General features: G+C 53.7%; 15 protein-coding genes and 1 pseudogene. 2 read left to right on the top strand and 14 right to left on the bottom strand.

The window, feature by feature from the left end; translation table 11 throughout:
- Positions 1-13: 13 nt before the first annotated feature.
- Genes D2E25_RS06055 through D2E25_RS06035 form a run of 5 tightly spaced genes read right to left on the bottom strand, consistent with a single transcriptional unit; the run spans position 14 to position 5448 of the window.
- Entirely contained in the window at positions 14-679 is a 666-nt protein-coding gene (locus D2E25_RS06055; protein ID WP_125980849.1) for a Fic/DOC family protein, read from the bottom strand.
- Complete coding sequence (locus D2E25_RS06050; RefSeq protein WP_125980847.1) at positions 672-863, bottom strand: antitoxin VbhA family protein; 192 nt, start codon at positions 861-863, stop codon at positions 672-674. The genes D2E25_RS06055 and D2E25_RS06050 overlap by 8 nt, the downstream gene beginning before the upstream one ends.
- 14 nt (positions 864-877) lie before the next feature.
- Positions 878-2047, bottom strand: coding sequence for a restriction endonuclease subunit S (locus tag D2E25_RS10475; RefSeq protein ID WP_164514743.1), 1170 nt, complete (start codon positions 2045-2047; stop codon positions 878-880).
- 1 nt (position 2048) lies between these two features.
- Positions 2049-4610, bottom strand: a complete 2562-nt coding sequence (locus tag D2E25_RS06040; RefSeq protein ID WP_125980845.1) for a type I restriction-modification system subunit M — start codon at positions 4608-4610, stop codon at positions 2049-2051.
- On the bottom strand, positions 4603-5448 hold the full coding sequence (locus tag D2E25_RS06035; protein WP_125980843.1) for a GIY-YIG nuclease family protein: 846 nt from the start codon (positions 5446-5448) through the stop codon (positions 4603-4605). Before D2E25_RS06035 ends, D2E25_RS06040 begins: the two co-directional genes overlap by 8 nt.
- A 199-nt stretch (positions 5449-5647) precedes the next feature.
- On the opposite strand from D2E25_RS06035, the gene D2E25_RS06030 reads away from it, so the two are divergent.
- Positions 5648-6100: a restriction endonuclease subunit S gene (locus D2E25_RS06030; protein WP_125980840.1), complete on the top strand. Its 453-nt coding sequence runs from the start codon at positions 5648-5650 to the stop codon at positions 6098-6100.
- 99 nt (positions 6101-6199) lie between these two features.
- Positions 6200-7129, top strand: a complete 930-nt coding sequence (locus tag D2E25_RS06025; protein ID WP_125980837.1) for a site-specific integrase — start codon at positions 6200-6202, stop codon at positions 7127-7129.
- Positions 7130-7248: 119 nt separating this feature from the next.
- Here the strand turns inward: D2E25_RS06025 and D2E25_RS06020 are convergent.
- The 9 genes and pseudogenes from D2E25_RS06020 to D2E25_RS05980 form a co-directional block, all read right to left on the bottom strand.
- Positions 7249-7797: pseudogene (locus tag D2E25_RS06020) on the bottom strand (restriction endonuclease subunit S); the annotation flags it as partial.
- 113 nt (positions 7798-7910) lie between these two features.
- Positions 7911-9149 carry an argininosuccinate synthase gene (locus tag D2E25_RS06015; RefSeq protein WP_125980833.1) on the bottom strand — a complete coding sequence of 413 codons (1239 nt, stop codon included), beginning with the start codon at positions 9147-9149 and terminating at the stop codon, positions 7911-7913.
- A gap of 172 nt (positions 9150-9321) precedes the next feature.
- Complete coding sequence (gene argR / locus D2E25_RS06010; RefSeq protein WP_125980831.1) at positions 9322-9840, bottom strand: arginine repressor; 519 nt, start codon at positions 9838-9840, stop codon at positions 9322-9324.
- 98 nt (positions 9841-9938) lie between these two features.
- Positions 9939-10904, bottom strand: coding sequence for an ornithine carbamoyltransferase (gene argF, locus D2E25_RS06005; protein ID WP_125980829.1), 966 nt, complete (start codon positions 10902-10904; stop codon positions 9939-9941).
- Positions 10905-10973: 69 nt separating this feature from the next.
- Positions 10974-12272, bottom strand: coding sequence for an acetylornithine transaminase (locus tag D2E25_RS06000; RefSeq protein WP_125980827.1), 1299 nt, complete (start codon positions 12270-12272; stop codon positions 10974-10976).
- Positions 12262-13218 carry an acetylglutamate kinase gene (gene argB / locus D2E25_RS05995; RefSeq protein ID WP_125980825.1) on the bottom strand — a complete coding sequence of 319 codons (957 nt, stop codon included), beginning with the start codon at positions 13216-13218 and terminating at the stop codon, positions 12262-12264. Before argB ends, D2E25_RS06000 begins: the two co-directional genes overlap by 11 nt.
- Before the next feature lie 131 nt (positions 13219-13349).
- Complete coding sequence (gene argJ / locus D2E25_RS05990; protein ID WP_125980823.1) at positions 13350-14519, bottom strand: bifunctional glutamate N-acetyltransferase/amino-acid acetyltransferase ArgJ; 1170 nt, start codon at positions 14517-14519, stop codon at positions 13350-13352.
- Positions 14516-15610 carry an N-acetyl-gamma-glutamyl-phosphate reductase gene (gene argC, locus D2E25_RS05985; RefSeq protein ID WP_125980821.1) on the bottom strand — a complete coding sequence of 365 codons (1095 nt, stop codon included), beginning with the start codon at positions 15608-15610 and terminating at the stop codon, positions 14516-14518. Before argC ends, argJ begins: the two co-directional genes overlap by 4 nt.
- A gap of 143 nt (positions 15611-15753) precedes the next feature.
- On the bottom strand, positions 15754-16587 hold the full coding sequence (locus tag D2E25_RS05980; RefSeq protein ID WP_241217051.1) for a DUF4190 domain-containing protein: 834 nt from the start codon (positions 16585-16587) through the stop codon (positions 15754-15756).
- Between the last annotated feature and the right edge of the window lie 2 nt (positions 16588-16589).

The raw sequence follows: 16589 nt of genomic DNA, 5'->3' as shown, positions 1-16589 counted from the left end.
TTCTTGGCATCTCTTATTGCGCGTCGGTGCGCAGATGACCTGAGGTTAGCGATTCGCTGCTGATCGGAACGGCGGGATCGCATGGCGACGCGATGCGCCGGAACATTGCTTCCAGCATCGTGTAGTTCTGGTCTTCCGCCGCGAGTCTGCTGGCTTCGTCGTTTTCTTCACCGCTGACGAGACGCCAGTCGAGATCGTAGCCGGCATCGTGGCACAACAGCGTCCAGAACAGTCGTTGCACGCGGCCGTTGCCTTCTCGGAACGGATGGATGAAATTGTAGTTGTCGTAATGGTAGGCCAACCGCTGAGCGAACCGAGACGGATCGAGACCGGAGAGCATGTCGTCTTTCCGTAATTCTCCCTGCGCCCAGCCGATACCCATGACGATATTCGTTGATGGCAGGAAAAATTCAGCTCCCTCGACGTTCTTACGTATTTCCACGGTGCGGATCTCACCAGCCCAGTCGTAGATGTCCTGGAACAGGACGCGATGCAGCATGCGGAAATCGTCCAGCGATCCGCTCATGTGCGGAACCGGTCGTGTGAAGAACTCGTTCATGCGTAGCGCGACGAATTCGCCTTCGGCGTTCTGCAGTTCGTCGTAGGTCGCGACACCGATCAGATTGCGCAGTATGCCCGTACTTTGATCAATATACGGGTCGATGAACCGGTCAGGCATGCGCGGCGGCTTTCGGTTCGTGCTTATCAACTTTCCAGCGGCGTTTGGTTCTGGTCATAAGCTCTTCGATGGTGAAGTCGCCGTCGACGTACTGTTCGGCGTCACGACGGAACTCGGCGGAGACGTAGGCGCCTTCCATTTCGCCGGAATGGATGGCCTCTTCCATGATGCGTTTGCGATCCATGATTCCTCCGATTCCTAGACGAACATCTGTTCAAGCAAGGATTTCTTGATGTTTTGGAGCAATTCCAACTTACGCTGATGAAGGGTGATGAGCGAATCCAGTCGCGAGAAGAACCGGCCGATGATCTGCTGCTCGGCGAGAGACGGGATACCCAACGTGTACAGAGAACGGATGACAGAAGGATGAGCTTTAACCGTGTAATCAAAATTGATACATGAATGAGCCAAAGACATTGACTGCGCAAGAAAAGCACAGCTCATCTTGTCCGGATCAGTCGCAATATATCCAGATACATTCGTAACTGAAAACTTGTGCTTCTTCCTATAAAAAACAGCCCCTCCTCCATCAATTGACCAAGTCACTAGCTCTTGATCAAACATATATTTCCCGTATGATCCCATTTGTCCATTATCGAGAGCGCTGGAAGAATACACGGGGAAAGAACCCGGGGCAGCAGTCATATCCTTTGCTGAGATCACATTCCCTCTGCCCATACGTAACACCGACTTTTTCTCCAGCTCACCCAACTTACGCTGTTCCCAAGGGTCAGTAAAACCGGAGAAACGAATACGCGGCACCGACTCCCCCTCTTGAGGGAACATCTGTTCGAGCATCGATTTCTTCAGCACGACCAGCTTGTCATACTTACGCTGATGAAGGGTGATGAGGGAATCGAGACGGGAGAAGAACCGACCGATGACTTGCTGCTCGGCGAGCGACGGCATAGTCAATGACATGTCAAGAAACGTATCTTCATGAATACGTTTCGCTTTACGACTGCCATTCGCGATCAATCCATTACCCAGATAGAAATCTTCCTGAGTAACTCTATTCAACAGGAAAACACCGTCGACACCAGACATGTCAAAAGCAGGAGAATCAAGCGTTGACTCGTATCCATCCAATTCCTCAGGCACGATACCAAACGCCGCATGCAGAAAATCAAGCTTGCCATACATGAACTGCCCAGCATGGCGAACGTAATACTGCGTATTCCTGCTTCCGCCATAGGAATCCGTTTTGGCAACGACTCCTTTGCCCCACAATTTAACGGTCAGTTTGTTTGCATCCACACCAGTATGACCAATAATACGGCTCAAAGTCAGGTATTCACTCAACTTACGCTGTTCCCAAGGGTCAGTAAAACCCTTGAACCGAATCGAAGGTACGTTCGAATCAGCCATCTCACTCACCTCCCAGCAGAGACTTGAGTTCGGCAATGCCGGCCATATCGAACTCGCTGCCGGTCAGCTGGTCGAGCATCGAGCCGAGCTCTCGTTCCGCCTCGCGAATCTGCCCGCACACGTCGGCATACGTGGTCGCATACTTCTCGTCCAAGGCCGTGACCTTCGCCACGAGCTCATCCAGCACGGCAGTGGGCAGCGTTTCAAGCTTGCTCTGCAACGGTTCGATCCACTTGGCGCTCAACAGTTCGGCTGTCTGCTCGTCGGTCAGGTGTTCGATTACCGTCGCGGTTTTGTCATCCAGCGCAGCGTTGAGTTCCTTGATGGTTTTCTTGGCCGTCTTCTCCTCGTCGATCAGCCGGTTCGCGGCCACGATCGTACGGTCGAAGTCGGTGTCAGGATGCTTGCCTACCGCTTTGGCGGCCTTCTTCACTTCGGCCGGCACGAACGCGTCGCCGTCCTCGTTGATCGCATCCGAGCTCTTGTCGTCCTCGTCCACATTCTCCAGTAGATCGTTCAGTTCCTGCCCGATCTCATTCAAGCGACGTTCCTGCGCGCCGATTTCGGCCAGATCGGCCGTCATCAGACGTTCCTGCACGAGCGAGAACGGCAGAATATGGCCGCGCCAGCCGTCCTGCACCTCGACGTCCTTGCCGCCCTTCTTCTTGACGGTCATGTTCGCGTCGACCTTGCGCACCGTGTCGAACCCTTCGTTGTGCAGCGTTTCCAAGTCGTCGGCGATCGTCTTCCAGCCGTCCACGAACACCTGGTACGCGGCGTATGAGTCCACCAACGGCACGTCATGCAGACGGCGGAACAAATCCTCGGCCAGTTCCTCCGACTTGCTGGCGATGTCCACGTCGGCGTATCCGTCGATCAGTTCGCCGTTCAGGAACGCACGGTAATCGGCGAAACGCTGCCGATACTGCTCGACGTACTCCCGCACTTCGGCGTTGCCATACACCGTGTCTTTTACCGAACCGCCATTCACATGTGCGCTATGACCGTTCTTCATGTCGAACAGCTGCGACTTGAGGCTCGGGAACACGTCCCAGTAACTATGCAGCGCATCGATCTCCTGCGCCGGCACGCCGCCGAACATCGTGGCGTAGACATCCCACTGTTCAGCCGGTTCGGACGAGTCCACGTAGCGCGGAATGTTGAGGTTGTAGTCGTTCGCGCGAATCTCGTCGATGCTCACCAGTCGGCTGAACTTGTCGATTGTCTGCGAACCGGTCACCGCGTCCACGATGCGCCGGATGTCGCACGCGCGCAGCTTGTTGTTCTTGCCGTCCTTGGCGAAGCCCTTGGATGCGTCCACGATAAGCACATGGTCGTCGTCGCGGTGCTTGCGCAGCACCATCACGATGGTGGGGATGCCGGTGCCGAAGAAGATGTTCGCCGGCAGACCGATGATGGCCTGAATATGGTGGTGTTCCACGAGGTTCTTGCGGATCATACCTTCCTCTCCCCCACGAAACAGCACGCCATGCGGAAGGACGATGCACATCATGCCGTCGTCGCGCAGATGGTACAGGTCATGCAACAGGAACGCATAGTCAGCCTTGGATTTAGGCGCGATGCCGTATTCGAAACGGACGTCCTCGCCGGCTGCCGGAGGTTCCCAACTGAGCGAATACGGCGGGTTCGAGACGACCGCGTCCACGAACAGCGGCGTATACGTCTCGTCGCGTGTCTCGTCGGAGTCGAACCACGGCCAGTCGGCCTTGAGCGTATCGCCGTTACGGGCGAAGATGTTGCTAGGCAGGATGCCGCGCATCACTAGGTTCATACGCGTGAGGTTGTACGTGTTTTCCTTGAGTTCCTGCGCATAGTACTTGATGGCGTTTGGATTGCCGTTGCGGCGGGCGACGGCCTGGCCGATGTGAATGAGCAGCGAGCCCGAACCGGACGTGGGATCATAGATCTCGATCTCGTCACGCCCTTGCAGATGCCATGCGATGATCTCGCTCATCAGCTGGGAGACCTCGCTCGGCGTGTAGAATTCGCCGGCCTTCTTGCCAGCGTTGGAAGCGAACTTGTCGATCAAGTACTCGTAGATGTAGCCGAGGGCATCATAGCCCTCACGGCTGTCCATCGGAATGTCCTTGATGAGGTAGATCAGATCGCGGGCAGCTTTGGAACGACTGCGCTCATCAGTGCCGAGTTTCGACAGGCCGGTCTGAAGCGTTTCGAAAATACCGGCAAACACACGCTTATGCGCCGGGTTAATGTTGCGCTCAAACGCAGAAAGCGCAGTGCGCACATCAGCGATCTCAAAGTCCGCTCCCTTGGCAATCCAAGTGGAGAACAAGTTGTCATAGGCGATGAAATAACCGCACAAGCCACGAACGTCCTGCACAGTCTCAGTATCTTCTTCAATGAGTGACGGAAGGTCTTCTTCGGTCCAATCATCCGCATACAAGCGGTTCACCAGTGTCTCCGACAGGAACTTATAGAAGATGAAGCCGAGAATGTAATCCTTGTACTCGTTGGCTTCAATCTTGGAACGCATCTTATTGGCGGATTCCCAAATCTTCGCGGCCAACTGCTGCTTATTCATCCATATGCTCCTTGTTACGATACACATAATCCAAAGTCTGCCCGTAATCATTCACCCATTCAGTCCAACCGTTCTGACTGCCACCAAGAACAAATACGGCAGCGGCAGAAGGACTAGTGAACTCAACGTCATCCTCAAGTTTTGCTTTGCTAGATTCCCCGGCGAAAAGCTTCATGCGAGCATCAATGGCACCTTGATTTTTAATGATTGGGCGGTCAAGCCCGATCTCGGAATCCGCAAGAACAACAAAACGGCCTGTATCAGGGTTATACCGGCCAGTAGCATGCACGCCGTTCTTCTTGGTGTGAAACACTGCACTACTAGCTACAACATGCGCGCTCTCTTTACGGTCAAGATCATAGCCCAGTACTCTCATACGAAAGAGAATGCTGGCATGAAGTTCTTCAACCCGCTGCTCCTTGTAGGGATTCATACGAGGGCTTGGCGTTTCAATATTGTCGGTTTCATATGAACCATGCACACGCACATAGTCAATAGCCGTGGCCTCAAGCGAGTCCAACACATCACGATCAATGTTGTTATCGCTGTCGAGGAACATGACCGCCTTGTTCCAAAACAGTTTCTGAGTACGATGTGCATCCAATCGCTGCAGGCCATGAGTAGTTTGGCCGGCATACACCCGCCCTAATACGCCATGATCTTCGTCAAGAAGGTAATACACGCCACGATCGGGCAAATCAGGCAGTTTCTTAGCTGCTGCAAGCTTATCTCGCGGAACAACGACGGTAACTAACGACTCGCCTTCCACGCGACAGATGCGAATGCCATCTGGATCATTATCAATAAGCTGCATGGTCATGGTAGTGAGATAAATCATCGTTTGTTTTTAACCTATAGAATCTACGTTCAAGTTCATTGATCAATGGAACAGTTACGGAATCCATAAGATTCTGGAATCATCATTGCTTCCACCCCTTCTACTCAAGTGCTTAACAAATAATACGGCAAAAGCACCTAATATCGCGTCCGCTTGGGAACAGCGTAAGTGGCAATCTTCTGTGTCGATTTCAAACGACATGGTTGATCCTCGAGGATTTGAAGATTTGCTTCATATTGGTCCGGGTGATATGGAGTCATTTACTGGCAATCTCGTTACAGAACTTAAAACAGTTAGAGAGAGCGATCTCATCAGTGGAAAATATCATTTTCACGCAGGGGATGTTATCTATTCGAAAATACGTCCACAACTTGCCAAGTATGCTATAGCGCCGTGCGAAGGGCTTGCTAGTGCGGATGCGTATGTCCTGCGAGGTCTTGATCTTGATCAGAATTTTCTGTTTTCGTTACTACAAACCCGTTCGTTTTATGAATACTCAACGGCTGTATCGATGCGAACAGGAATGCCGAAGGTAAACCGGGAAGAACTGAATTCATTTGAGTTTCGTGCGCCTTCTGTTGATGAGCAACATCTTATAGGCTCTTTTGTCGTTCGCATGAATTCCCTCATCACCCTTCATCAGCGTAAGTGACAAGTGCAACTGACGTGACTGACAAGTGAGTCTTTACAGATTGCTTGGCTGATTCTGGCATCTTCTCTGCCGATCATTCACTTAAGCAAAGGACTCAATATGGCTGAAACTCAACAAGAAACCCTCTTCTGTGACTATTACGCACAATGGGTTAGCGTCTACAAAGAGGGCGCAATTCGCGATGTGACGATGAAGAAGTACAAGATCACTCAGACATGGCTTGCCAAGCTGATCCCTGATCTCAAATTGTCTGATTTTGATCGCGTCAGCTACCAAAAGCTCATCAATGGCTATGCCGAGTTTCACGAACGCCAAACAACCATGGACTTCCATCATCAGCTGAAAGGAGCCATCCTTGATGCCGTTGACGAAGGATTTATCCAACGCGATCCAACCCGTAAGGTGATCATCAAAGGAAAACAGCCACGACAGAAAAAGCAGAAGTATCTCAACCAATTTGAGTTGCATGCAATTCTTGCCGACCTATCTCTCGGAACCGAACCAAGTTGGGACTGGCTGATACTGCTCATTGCAAAGACTGGATTGAGGTTCTCGGAAGCGTTGGGGTTAACGCCTAACGATTTCGACTTTATACATCAAACGCTTTCCGTGAACAAAACATGGGATTACAAGAACGGTGGCGGATTTGTGCCGACCAAAAATGCTTCATCCGTGCGCAAGGTACAGCTTGATTGGCAACTGATCATGCAGTTGTCAGCGCTGTTGAAAGCTCTGCCAGAAAACGAGCCCATTTTCGTAAAGAATGGCGGAAAGGTGTACAACTCGACAGCAAACAGTATCCTAGCCAAACATTGCGAACAAGCCGGTGTCCCCGTGATATCGATTCACGGGCTTAGGCATACGCATGCCTCATTGCTGCTGTTTGCAGGCGTCTCTATCGCTAGTGTTTCCAAACGATTGGGCCATGCCAGCATGAATACAACGCAGGACACGTATTTGCATGTCATTCGCGAACTAGAGAACAAGGATGTGGACATTGTGATGAGGGCATTGTCTACGCTGATGTAATGGCATTCGCGCGGTACTCGATACTGTTTTATCGGCGATACTAATGTGTTGTGACGCTCCCCCAGTCAGCTTCGCTGACAGCCCCCTCCACCGAGGGGGCCGAGGCTCCGCCAGCATTATTACCGTTGAGACTTACGCTGATGAAGGGTGATGAGCGAGTCGAGGCTCGAGAAGAACCGGCCGATGGCCTGCTGCTCAGCAAAGGACGGCACCATCAAAGCAGCAACACCCATTGCTGCTTTCGACAATGCGATGACCTTTATGCCTTGCATCAACGGAATGAGCTGATCGTGAAAAGATGAAGAATTTAGATAATGTCCTAGGAAGCCAGCCGCATACTGATTCACCGGTCTGCAGGGCATCGTATGCAACCCAGCGAAAACCACGCTCTCACCTATATTTCGCAGCTCCGAGCACTTGCCCGCTGTAAGGTCTTCGGCAGTATCCGCAATAACAATATCGCCGTCTCGGAGGCTGTCGCTCGTCATCTTCTCGACGGCAGCAGGATCGGCAATCCTTGGCAAATCGTCATCTTCGAGATCAAGTACTGAACCATACTTGATCAGTACATCGCCGTAATGCACATCGCGGGCAATGCCCTCATCATCGCTTAGCTCCGAACGAGACAAAGTGTTGTTTTTCAGGAAAACGAACTCATCCGAGAACTTACGCTGTTCCCAAGCGGACGCGAAAAAGTTAGCTGCGTAGGTATGAAAAAACCTCTTCGCGTGGTGCGAAGAGGCCTTTTATTATGCGCGGCGGTTAGTCAGCGTGGAAAGTGTCACTCGACGGCGTTGTCTGGCACTTCGATGCCGTTGCCGAAGCGCACGTCGCGGGCGGCGGCCACGCGAGACGGCAGACCGTAGATGTCGATGAAGCCGTTGGAGGACTTGGAGTCGAAGCTGTCGCCGGAATCGTAGGTAGCGAGCTTGTAGTCGTACAGCGAGGAGTCGGAGCGACGGCCGGTGACGACTGCGCGACCACCATGTAGGGTCATGCGGATCTCACCGGAGACGTACTGCTGAGTCTCTTCGATGAATGCGTTGAGCGAACGCACGGCCGGGGAGAACCACTGTGCGTCGTAAACCAGCTCGGCCCAACGCTTGTCAATGTCACGCTTGATGCGGTGCTGCTCGCGCTCGAGGCAGCAGTTCTCGAGCTCCTGGTGGGCGGCGATAAGTGCCACAGCACCCGGAGCTTCGTACAGCTCACGGGACTTGATACCAACCAGACGATCCTCGATCAGGTCAATACGGCCGATACCCTGGGCACCTGCACGGCGGTTCATTTCTTCGATAGCCTGCAGCGGAGTGACATCGCGACCGTCGATCTTGACCGGGATACCCTGCTTGAATTCGATGATCACTTCATCTTCAACCGGCGGGAAGGCCGGGTCATCGGTGTAGGAGTAGCAGTCCTTAGTCGGGCCGTTCCACGGATCCTCAAGGAAGCCGGTTTCGATAGCGCGGCCCCACACGTTCTGGTCGATAGAGTACGGGCTCTTTTCAGTCTGGGTGATCGGCAGCTTGTGTTCCTTAGCGAACGCGATTTCCACGTCACGAGTCAGCGCCAAGTCACGAATCGGGCTGATGGCCTTCAGAGTCGGGTCGATGGAGGCGATAGACACCTCGAAACGCACCTGATCGTTACCCTTACCAGTGCAACCATGGGAGATCGTGTCAGCACCAAACTGGTGGGCAGCACGCACAAGGTGCTTGGAGATCAGCGGGCGGGAAATAGCAGAAACCAGCGGGTACACGCCTTCATACATGGCGTTAGCCTTGAGAGCCATCATGCAGTATTCATCAGCGAACTCATCGCGAGCATCCACCACGTAGGCTTCCACAGCACCACAGGCGAGCGCACGGTTCTTAATGGTTTCCAGGCTCTCGCCACCCTGACCAACGTCGAGGGAGACGGCGACAACATCCTTGCCGGTACGATCCTTGAGGTATGGGATAGCCACGGAGGTATCAAGACCTCCGGAGTATGCGAGTACGATGCGCTTGTTATCGGTCATGATTGCCCTTTCATGCGTTCATGCGATCATGTATGCCATTGATGGCGATTATATGCAAAGGTGTGTATATTTATGCAACTCTCGGTGCGTCGCGCGTTCATATGCCGGATGGTGTTGCACCCTACCTGGGCAAATGCCGCCCCAACATTCGTGCATATTGCACGTGTATTCACTAGTTCTTGGATGCGATAGACAGTAGCCAGTGCGAACGAGCTACGGCCACATCATCATCAGAGCAAATCACCATAACCGTGTCATCGCCAGCAATAGTGCCAAGTACACCGTCAATCGGCTGTTTGTCGATAACACTGGCCACATACTGTGCAGCTCCTGATGGCGTATGCACAACAATGAGATTTTTGGCTGCTGCAACCGATGTGACGAGTCCGGAGAGTACACGCGACATTTGTTGTTCAGTCCGAGCACCAATCCCAGTTTCACTGCTCTCATGTCGCGGATGATCTCCGACCGTGTAGGCGATCGTGCCATCGGCAAGGCGCGTTTTCATGGCGTGAATCTCATCAAGATCACGACTTAGCGTCGCCTGCGTAACATCAATCCCCTCGTCAGAAAGCAAGCCAGAAAGTTGCGACTGCGAAGTGATGATGTGGTTAAGTAGCATCTCTTCGATAACACTCAACCGTGCGGCGCGCGTCGCCGGCCGTCGCAACGGCGAATTGGAATCACTCATATGGCTTCGAGCACCTCCCTCCACTTATCGAAGCCGTTAGGCTCCCCCAGTGTGTGGAGGAGCCGATTCACATCACCTATATGAATATGCGATAGGTTTTATGCGAGTAGGCTTTCATCGCCGCGCTGCTGGCCGATCAGCCAAGTAAGCAGTGCCTTCTGTGCGTGCAAACGATTCTCAGCCTCATCCCACACCACGGATTGCGGACCATCGATTACCTCAGCGGTAACCTCTTTGCCACGATACGCAGGCAGGCAGTGCTGGAACAGTGCATCCGGCTTAACGAGTGCCATCAGCTCAGCGTTCACCTGGTAATCCCAGAATGGCTTAGAACGAATCGCATATTCCGCTTCCTCACCCATAGACACCCACGTATCAGTGAACACACAGTCTGCGTCTTTTACTGCTTCACGCGGATCAGTGGTGACGAGAATAGATCCACCATTTTCCGCAGCAATACGTTCCGCGTCAGCCACGATATCGGGGCGAGGCAGGTAACCAAACGGGCCAGCAACACGCACATTCATGCCTGCGACAGCACCAGCCAGCAGATACGAGTTGGCCATATTGTTGGCCGCATCGCCCACGTATGCGATGGTCTTGCCAGCCAGTGCATCTACTCCCCCGCGATGCTGCGCAATGGTGAGGAAGTCTGCAAGCACTTGGCACGGATGGAAATCGTCGGTCAGCGCGTTTACCACTGGGCAGGTAGCGTATTTAGCCATTTCTTCAACGCGATCCTGGCCGAATGTACGCCACACAATACCGTAAGCCATGCGGGTGAGTACGCGTGCCGTGTCAGCCACCGGCTCACCACGGCCCAGCTGGGAGCTGGACTTGTCAATGACCAGCGGGTATCCGCCGAGTTCAGCAACACCAATAGAGAAGCTGGAACGAGTGCGGGTGCTCGGCTTGTCAAACAGTACGGCAACTGCCTGTGGGCCAGCAAATGGCTGATGGTAGAAGCGGTTCTCGCTAAATTTCATACCGAGTTCGAGGATCTGCTTCTGTTCCTCGTGGTTGATGTCGTCGTCGCGCAGCATGTGACGAAGTTGACCGGTCATTGATGGCTCCTTTAAGCGTTTGTGGCGCAAGCTGGCGTGTGCGAGCGCACCAGCTTGCGCAGGTTCGGATCAGTCGTTGGGCAGGTCTGCGGGGACCTTGGCAAGAATAGACACTGCCTGATCGACATCCTGTTCGGTGACGATCAGCGGTGGAGCGAGACGCAATGCGTCAGGGGCGACAGCGTTAACGATCAGGCCGTGTTCGAGAGCCCAGTTCATTACCGCATGCGAGCATGGGTGAGCGAGTTCAACAGCGTCAAGCAGACCGCGACCGCGCACGGAAACGAACAGCGGGTTGCCAGTAGCCATGATGCCTTCACGCAGCTGACGTCCACGCTCTTCTGCATTAGCTACGAGGTTTTCACTTTCGATAACGTCCAAAGTAGCGAGCGCTGCAGCAGCGCCAAGCGGATTGCCTGCGAACGTAGAACCGTGAGAACCCGGTGTGAACAGGGCGGAAAGCTTCTCGCCGAAGGCAATCATGCCGCCCATTGGGAAGCCACCAGCGACACCCTTCGCGAAAGTGATCATGTCTGGCTTGACGCCACCAGAGAGATCTTCGCGCTGGAAGGCGAACCATTCACCGGTACGGCCAACACCGGTTTGCACTTCGTCGATGATGAGCAGCGCATGGTTAATGTCGCACATTTGACGCACTTTTTTCACGTACTCTGCGCCAAGCGGACGAACGCCAGCCTCACCTTGAATCAGTTCGAGGATTACCGCAGCAACTGGCCCCTTACCATAACGGCCTTGACCGGTCTGAGAGAATGCCTCATATAAAGCGAGCTGATCGCCCGCTTCGACGAATTCGATGTTCGGCACCAGCGGCTCGTACGGCAAGCGGATTGCCGGCTTCCACGTAGCAGAGAGTGCGCCAAGCGTACGGCCGTGGAAACCGTGGGTCATCGCGATAATACGCGCAGGTTTGCCTCCAATGCTGGGGCTAGCGCCTGGCAGCGTGCGACCGTAGAGTTTAGCAAGCTTGATCGCTGCCTCGTTGCCTTCAGCACCAGAGTTGCCAAAGTAGACGTGCGATCCTTCAGGCGCACCAGCCAGCTTAATGAGCTTGGCAGCGAGTTCGATCTGCGGCTCGGTAGCAAAATAGTTGCTTACGTGTGCACATTTTGCAGCCTGCTCGCTCACAGCCTTCACCCACTTGGGATGAGCGTAACCAAGCGAATTAACGGCAATACCGGCAAGGAAGTCGAGGTATTCGTTGCCATCAACATCCCACACGTGCGCACCGTGACCGTGGTCGAGTACACGCAGTGGCGTACCGAACACGTTCATGTGAACTTTGGAATATGATCCCAACCATTGGGCGTCTTGGGGACCTAACGTTTCAGGGGTTGTCTCAGTAGACATAGGAGCTCCTCATTTCAATGCCGTCTTCCGGTACGACCATGGTGCCAATACCAGCAGTAGTGAAAATCTCATTCAAAATGGAGTGTGGCTTACGGCCATCGATAATGTGTGCTTGTGGCACGCCACCGTCGAGTGCACGTACGCATGCTTCCATCTTGGGGCGCATACCGGATTCGAGGTCCGGTAGCATGTCACGCAGATTTTCAACACCAATACGGCCGATGAGCGAATTCTTATCCGGCCAATCTGCGTACAAACCATCAACATCCGTGAGGATGATGAGCTTGCGAGCGCCAAGCGCTGCCGCCAGTGCTGCAGCAGCGGAATCAGCGTTCACGTTAAGCACTTCGGTAGCGTCATCCTCATCAGGCGCCACGGAAGAAACGACAGGAATACGCCCAGCGCTGATAAGGTCTTCCACTGCGGAAGCATCAACGCTCACCACATCGCCAACCAAACCAATATCAGTGGGCTTGCCATCAATAATTGGTTTGCGCTGCATTGCGGAGAATAGTGCACCGTCTTCGCCGGAAAGGCCTACTGCGAAAGGACCATGCGCGTTGATGAGGCCAACCAGTTCGCGTGAAACTTTGCCGGTAAGTACCATGCGTACCACGTCCATTGCTTCAGGCGTAGTGACGCGTAAGCCACCTTTGAATTCGGATTTAATGCCCAGTGCTTTGAGCATGTGCGAAATCTGCGGGCCACCACCGTGCACAACAACAGGATGTAAACCGACCTGGCGTAGAAACACCATGTCTTCAGCAAAACAGCGCTTGAGGTGCTCGTCTACCATCGCATTGCCGCCATATTTGACGACAATACGCTGGCCAGCAAACTCTTCCAGCCATGGCAGTGCTTCGATCAGTACTTCGGCTTTCTGGTCGGCGCGCAAATCCGTATGCACGTCGAAATGGAACCCTGGTCCCTTCAAATCAGTAGCCATTATCTTCTTTCTGGTTTTGGCCGTATAGCACGTGCGTTCTGATGTTCAGTGTCTATTGCCCGACTGCGAGCCTTGGCCGAGCGGCCCGGAGCGTGTCGATCGATAGACACTGAACATCAGAACGCAACCTATCAGCTTTCGTAATCGGCGTTAATATGCACGTATTCGTGCGTCAGATCGTCAGTCCAAACGGTTGCTTGAGCATCTCCCGCGTTGAGATCAATGTCAATATGCACTTCGCGCGGTGTCATGTCTACTTCGGAACGGTCGCGGCCTGCGCCACCGTTTTCGCAAATACGCACGCCGTTCACGTCGACAGTAACCTTGTTGGAATCATAGGGAGCAACGTCAACTGGCACAGTGCCGAGTGAAGAAACGATACGACCCCAGTTTGGATCGTTACCAGCAATTGCGCATTTGAGCAGGTTGGATGCGGCAACGGCGCGAGCACAAGCCAAAGCTGCATCCTCGCTGGTAGCACCGGTAACCGTGATACGCACATCATGGCTAGCACCTTCACCATCACCGATAATCTGGCGAGCAAGCGAAGCACAAGCCTTGGCAACCAACGCGTTGAATTCATCCGGATCAGGCTCTACGCCTGAAGCACCCGAAGCGAGCAGCAGTACCGTATCGTTCGTGGACATGCAACCGTCCACGTCAATACGGTTGAATGACATTTCAGTGCCGGCGGCAAGTGCTGCCTGCATCTGGCCAGCGGTTACTACAGCGTCAGTGGTAATAACGCACAGCATCGTGGCGAGCTGCGGAGCGATCATGCCTGAACCTTTGACCATGCCGCCGATGCGGTAGCCGGTTCCTTCAAGAGCAACAGTCTTCGGCTTTGTATCGGTGGTCATAATCGCATGGGATGCATCTTCACCAGCCTGCTCGCTATCAGACAATGCTTCATACGCGCTCTTCGCGCCCGCGAGCACGTGATCGAGTGGCAAGAGCTCGCCGATTAGACCAGTAGAGCAGACCGCAACATTGTTTGTATCAGCGCCTACCAGACCAGCGACTGTTTCAGCAGTAGTCTTCGACTGCTCATAACCAGCTTGGCCAGTGCATGCGTTGGCACCACCAGAGTTAAGGATTACCGCTGTAATATGGCCGTCTGCAACTGCTTTGCGGCTCCACTGTACAGGGGCTGCACAGAAACGATTCGGTGTAAATACGCCTGCCGCTGCGTCAAGCGGACCATTGTTTACGACCAGTGCGAGATCTTTTTTACCTTCTACGGACGAAATGCCCGCGCTCACTCCAGCTGCAGAAAAACCTTTAGCGAATGTAACGCTCACGGTGCAACTCCAATCTTCGTCAGTCCCTTATCTTCGGGAAGTCCCAGTGCAACGTTCAATGACTGTACGGCCTGACCGGCGGTACCTCGGTTGAGGTTGTCGATGGCAGCAAACGCTAGCAGCCTGCCGGAATGACGGTCCACCACTACCTGCAAGTGAGCTGCGTTTGAACCGATGATATTACCGGTAGCTGGCAGCGTGCCTTCAGGCAGCAGCACCATAAAGTCTTGGCCTTCGTAAGCCTTGGCCCATACGGCGCGGATCTCCTCGTCGCTCAGTGCCAAGCCCTTGTCAGTGAGTTTGGCGGACACGGTGGCGAGAATACCACGCGACATGGGGGCAAGGATCGGAGTGAACGACATAGTGAACTGGTTAGCGTCAGCTGCCTGTAAGCCAGCAGCATGAGCGAAGTTCTGCAAAATCTCAGGAATATGACGATGCGTGCCGCCTACAGAGTACGGTAAGGCGGAACCCATCGCTTCGGCTGCGAGCAGGTTCGTACGCTTGAGGTTCTTTCCAGCGCCCGAATAGCCAACGACTAGGTCAGCAACAATATCCTGCGGTTCAACAAGTCCCTCAGCGATACCGGGCTGGAGAGCCAGCGTAGTGGCAGTAACGTTGCAGCCTGGGCCGGCGATGCGCTTGACTCCACGCAATGCTTCACGTTGACGCACATAGTCGCCATCGCTGTCTTTGCCAACGATAAGCTCGGGCATACCGTACGTCCAATGCTCGTAGAAGTCACCACCGTAGAAGGCATCCCACGCGCTTTGTTCTTCAAGACGGTGATCAGCACCAAGGTCTACCACAACAGCTTGAGGATCGAGTTTGGCAGCGAGTGCGCCAGATGCGCCGTGAGGCAATGCCAGAATGATCACGTCATGACCGTTCAATGCTTCAGGCGTGGTGTCTTCAACGGTCAGGTTTGCGAGCTGAGGAATATGCGGCATATGTGCACCGAGCTTTTGCCCCACTGAAGAGTGGCCAGCCACGCAGGTCACTTCAAAGTCAGGATGGGCGGCGAGGATGCGCAATGCCTCCCCTCCCGCATATCCGGTGGCACCTGCCACCGCTACTGTGTATCTCGCCATATCATGCTCTTTTCATCACGAACGAACACGAGCGAGTATACACGTTATGCAGTACATTGCATAATATGCAAAATGCGTGTCGCCGTGAACGATCACAGTGACACGCATACACGCATCCCACAAATTTGCATTTCTCTATGCAACTACTCAGCCATTGCTGATATCACATCCTGATCAGAAGATGAACCATATCCCATCATGTTCAACATCTGCGCATACACATCATCGATGCTATATCCATTCAATGCCAGCCAAGCCATACCAATGGTCATGAGCACATTGATAATGATCGCGGCAACTGCCAAAGCAAACCCCTTGGTATGGAATTTGCGTGTACGCCAAATTGCAATGATGCCCATTACCGCTGGCAATACTGGCATCGCAAAGAAGAGCGAAACAATGAAAGAAATAATGGCGTATGCGTCCCAACGCCCATACATGGGGTTTTGCCGCGGATCGTTGAGATCAATGCCGTGATAATAGTTCGGCACATAATCCGCATCTCCAGGAAGCGGATGGCCCGAACCTGCGCCTTGCGGCGAACCATAATACGGGTATGGGTATGGATCACGTCCATCAGACCCTGCATATCCTGGCATCGGCGTAGTCACTGGCCCTTGTGGCGAACCCTGCGCAGATGAGGCAGTGGCTTCTTGAGCTGGCGCTCCCCCATAAACATAAGGATTATAGTTTGCCGGGAATTGGCTAGCTAACGCGCCATATTCCGGTTGAACACGCTGCCCATACTGTGGCTCGGGAACAGCGTACTGCGCAGATTGAGACGTTGAAGAAGCAGCGGACGTTGCCGGCGTGGAGGGAGTCGAAGACGCCGATGGTGCTGACGGCGCCTGTGCAGACGGTGCAGACGGTGCAGACGGTGCAGACGGCGAAGTGCCCACTGGTTGAGCCGTTTCAGGACTCGCGTTCCCGCTGGAATTGCCATCGGGATTGCTTGGCTGCTGATACGGCTCGGTCATGG

The organism is Bifidobacterium goeldii (assembly GCF_003951095.1).
GTDB lineage: Bacteria > Actinomycetota > Actinomycetes > Actinomycetales > Bifidobacteriaceae > Bifidobacterium > Bifidobacterium goeldii.
This window is presented reverse-complemented; position numbering and strand designations above follow the sequence as displayed.

Bases quoted from the DNA above. Each gene is read 5' to 3' on its own strand.
- D2E25_RS06055 (WP_125980849.1), bottom strand. From the start codon at position 679: ATGCCTGACCGGTTCATCGACCCGTATATTGATCAAAGTACGGGCATA.
- D2E25_RS06050 (WP_125980847.1), bottom strand. From the start codon at position 863: ATGGATCGCAAACGCATCATGGAAGAGGCCATCCATTCCGGCGAAATG.
- D2E25_RS10475 (WP_164514743.1), bottom strand. From the start codon at position 2,047: ATGGCTGATTCGAACGTACCTTCGATTCGGTTCAAGGGTTTTACTGAC.
- D2E25_RS06040 (WP_125980845.1), bottom strand. From the start codon at position 4,610: ATGAATAAGCAGCAGTTGGCCGCGAAGATTTGGGAATCCGCCAATAAG.
- D2E25_RS06035 (WP_125980843.1), bottom strand. From the start codon at position 5,448: ATGATTTATCTCACTACCATGACCATGCAGCTTATTGATAATGATCCA.
- D2E25_RS06030 (WP_125980840.1), top strand. From the start codon at position 5,648: ATGGTTGATCCTCGAGGATTTGAAGATTTGCTTCATATTGGTCCGGGT.
- D2E25_RS06025 (WP_125980837.1), top strand. From the start codon at position 6,200: ATGGCTGAAACTCAACAAGAAACCCTCTTCTGTGACTATTACGCACAA.
- D2E25_RS06015 (WP_125980833.1), bottom strand. From the start codon at position 9,149: ATGACCGATAACAAGCGCATCGTACTCGCATACTCCGGAGGTCTTGAT.
- argR (WP_125980831.1), bottom strand. From the start codon at position 9,840: ATGAGTGATTCCAATTCGCCGTTGCGACGGCCGGCGACGCGCGCCGCA.
- argF (WP_125980829.1), bottom strand. From the start codon at position 10,904: ATGACCGGTCAACTTCGTCACATGCTGCGCGACGACGACATCAACCAC.
- D2E25_RS06000 (WP_125980827.1), bottom strand. From the start codon at position 12,272: ATGTCTACTGAGACAACCCCTGAAACGTTAGGTCCCCAAGACGCCCAA.
- argB (WP_125980825.1), bottom strand. From the start codon at position 13,218: ATGGCTACTGATTTGAAGGGACCAGGGTTCCATTTCGACGTGCATACG.
- argC (WP_125980821.1), bottom strand. From the start codon at position 15,610: ATGGCGAGATACACAGTAGCGGTGGCAGGTGCCACCGGATATGCGGGA.
- D2E25_RS05980 (WP_241217051.1), bottom strand. From the start codon at position 16,587: ATGACCGAGCCGTATCAGCAGCCAAGCAATCCCGATGGCAATTCCAGC.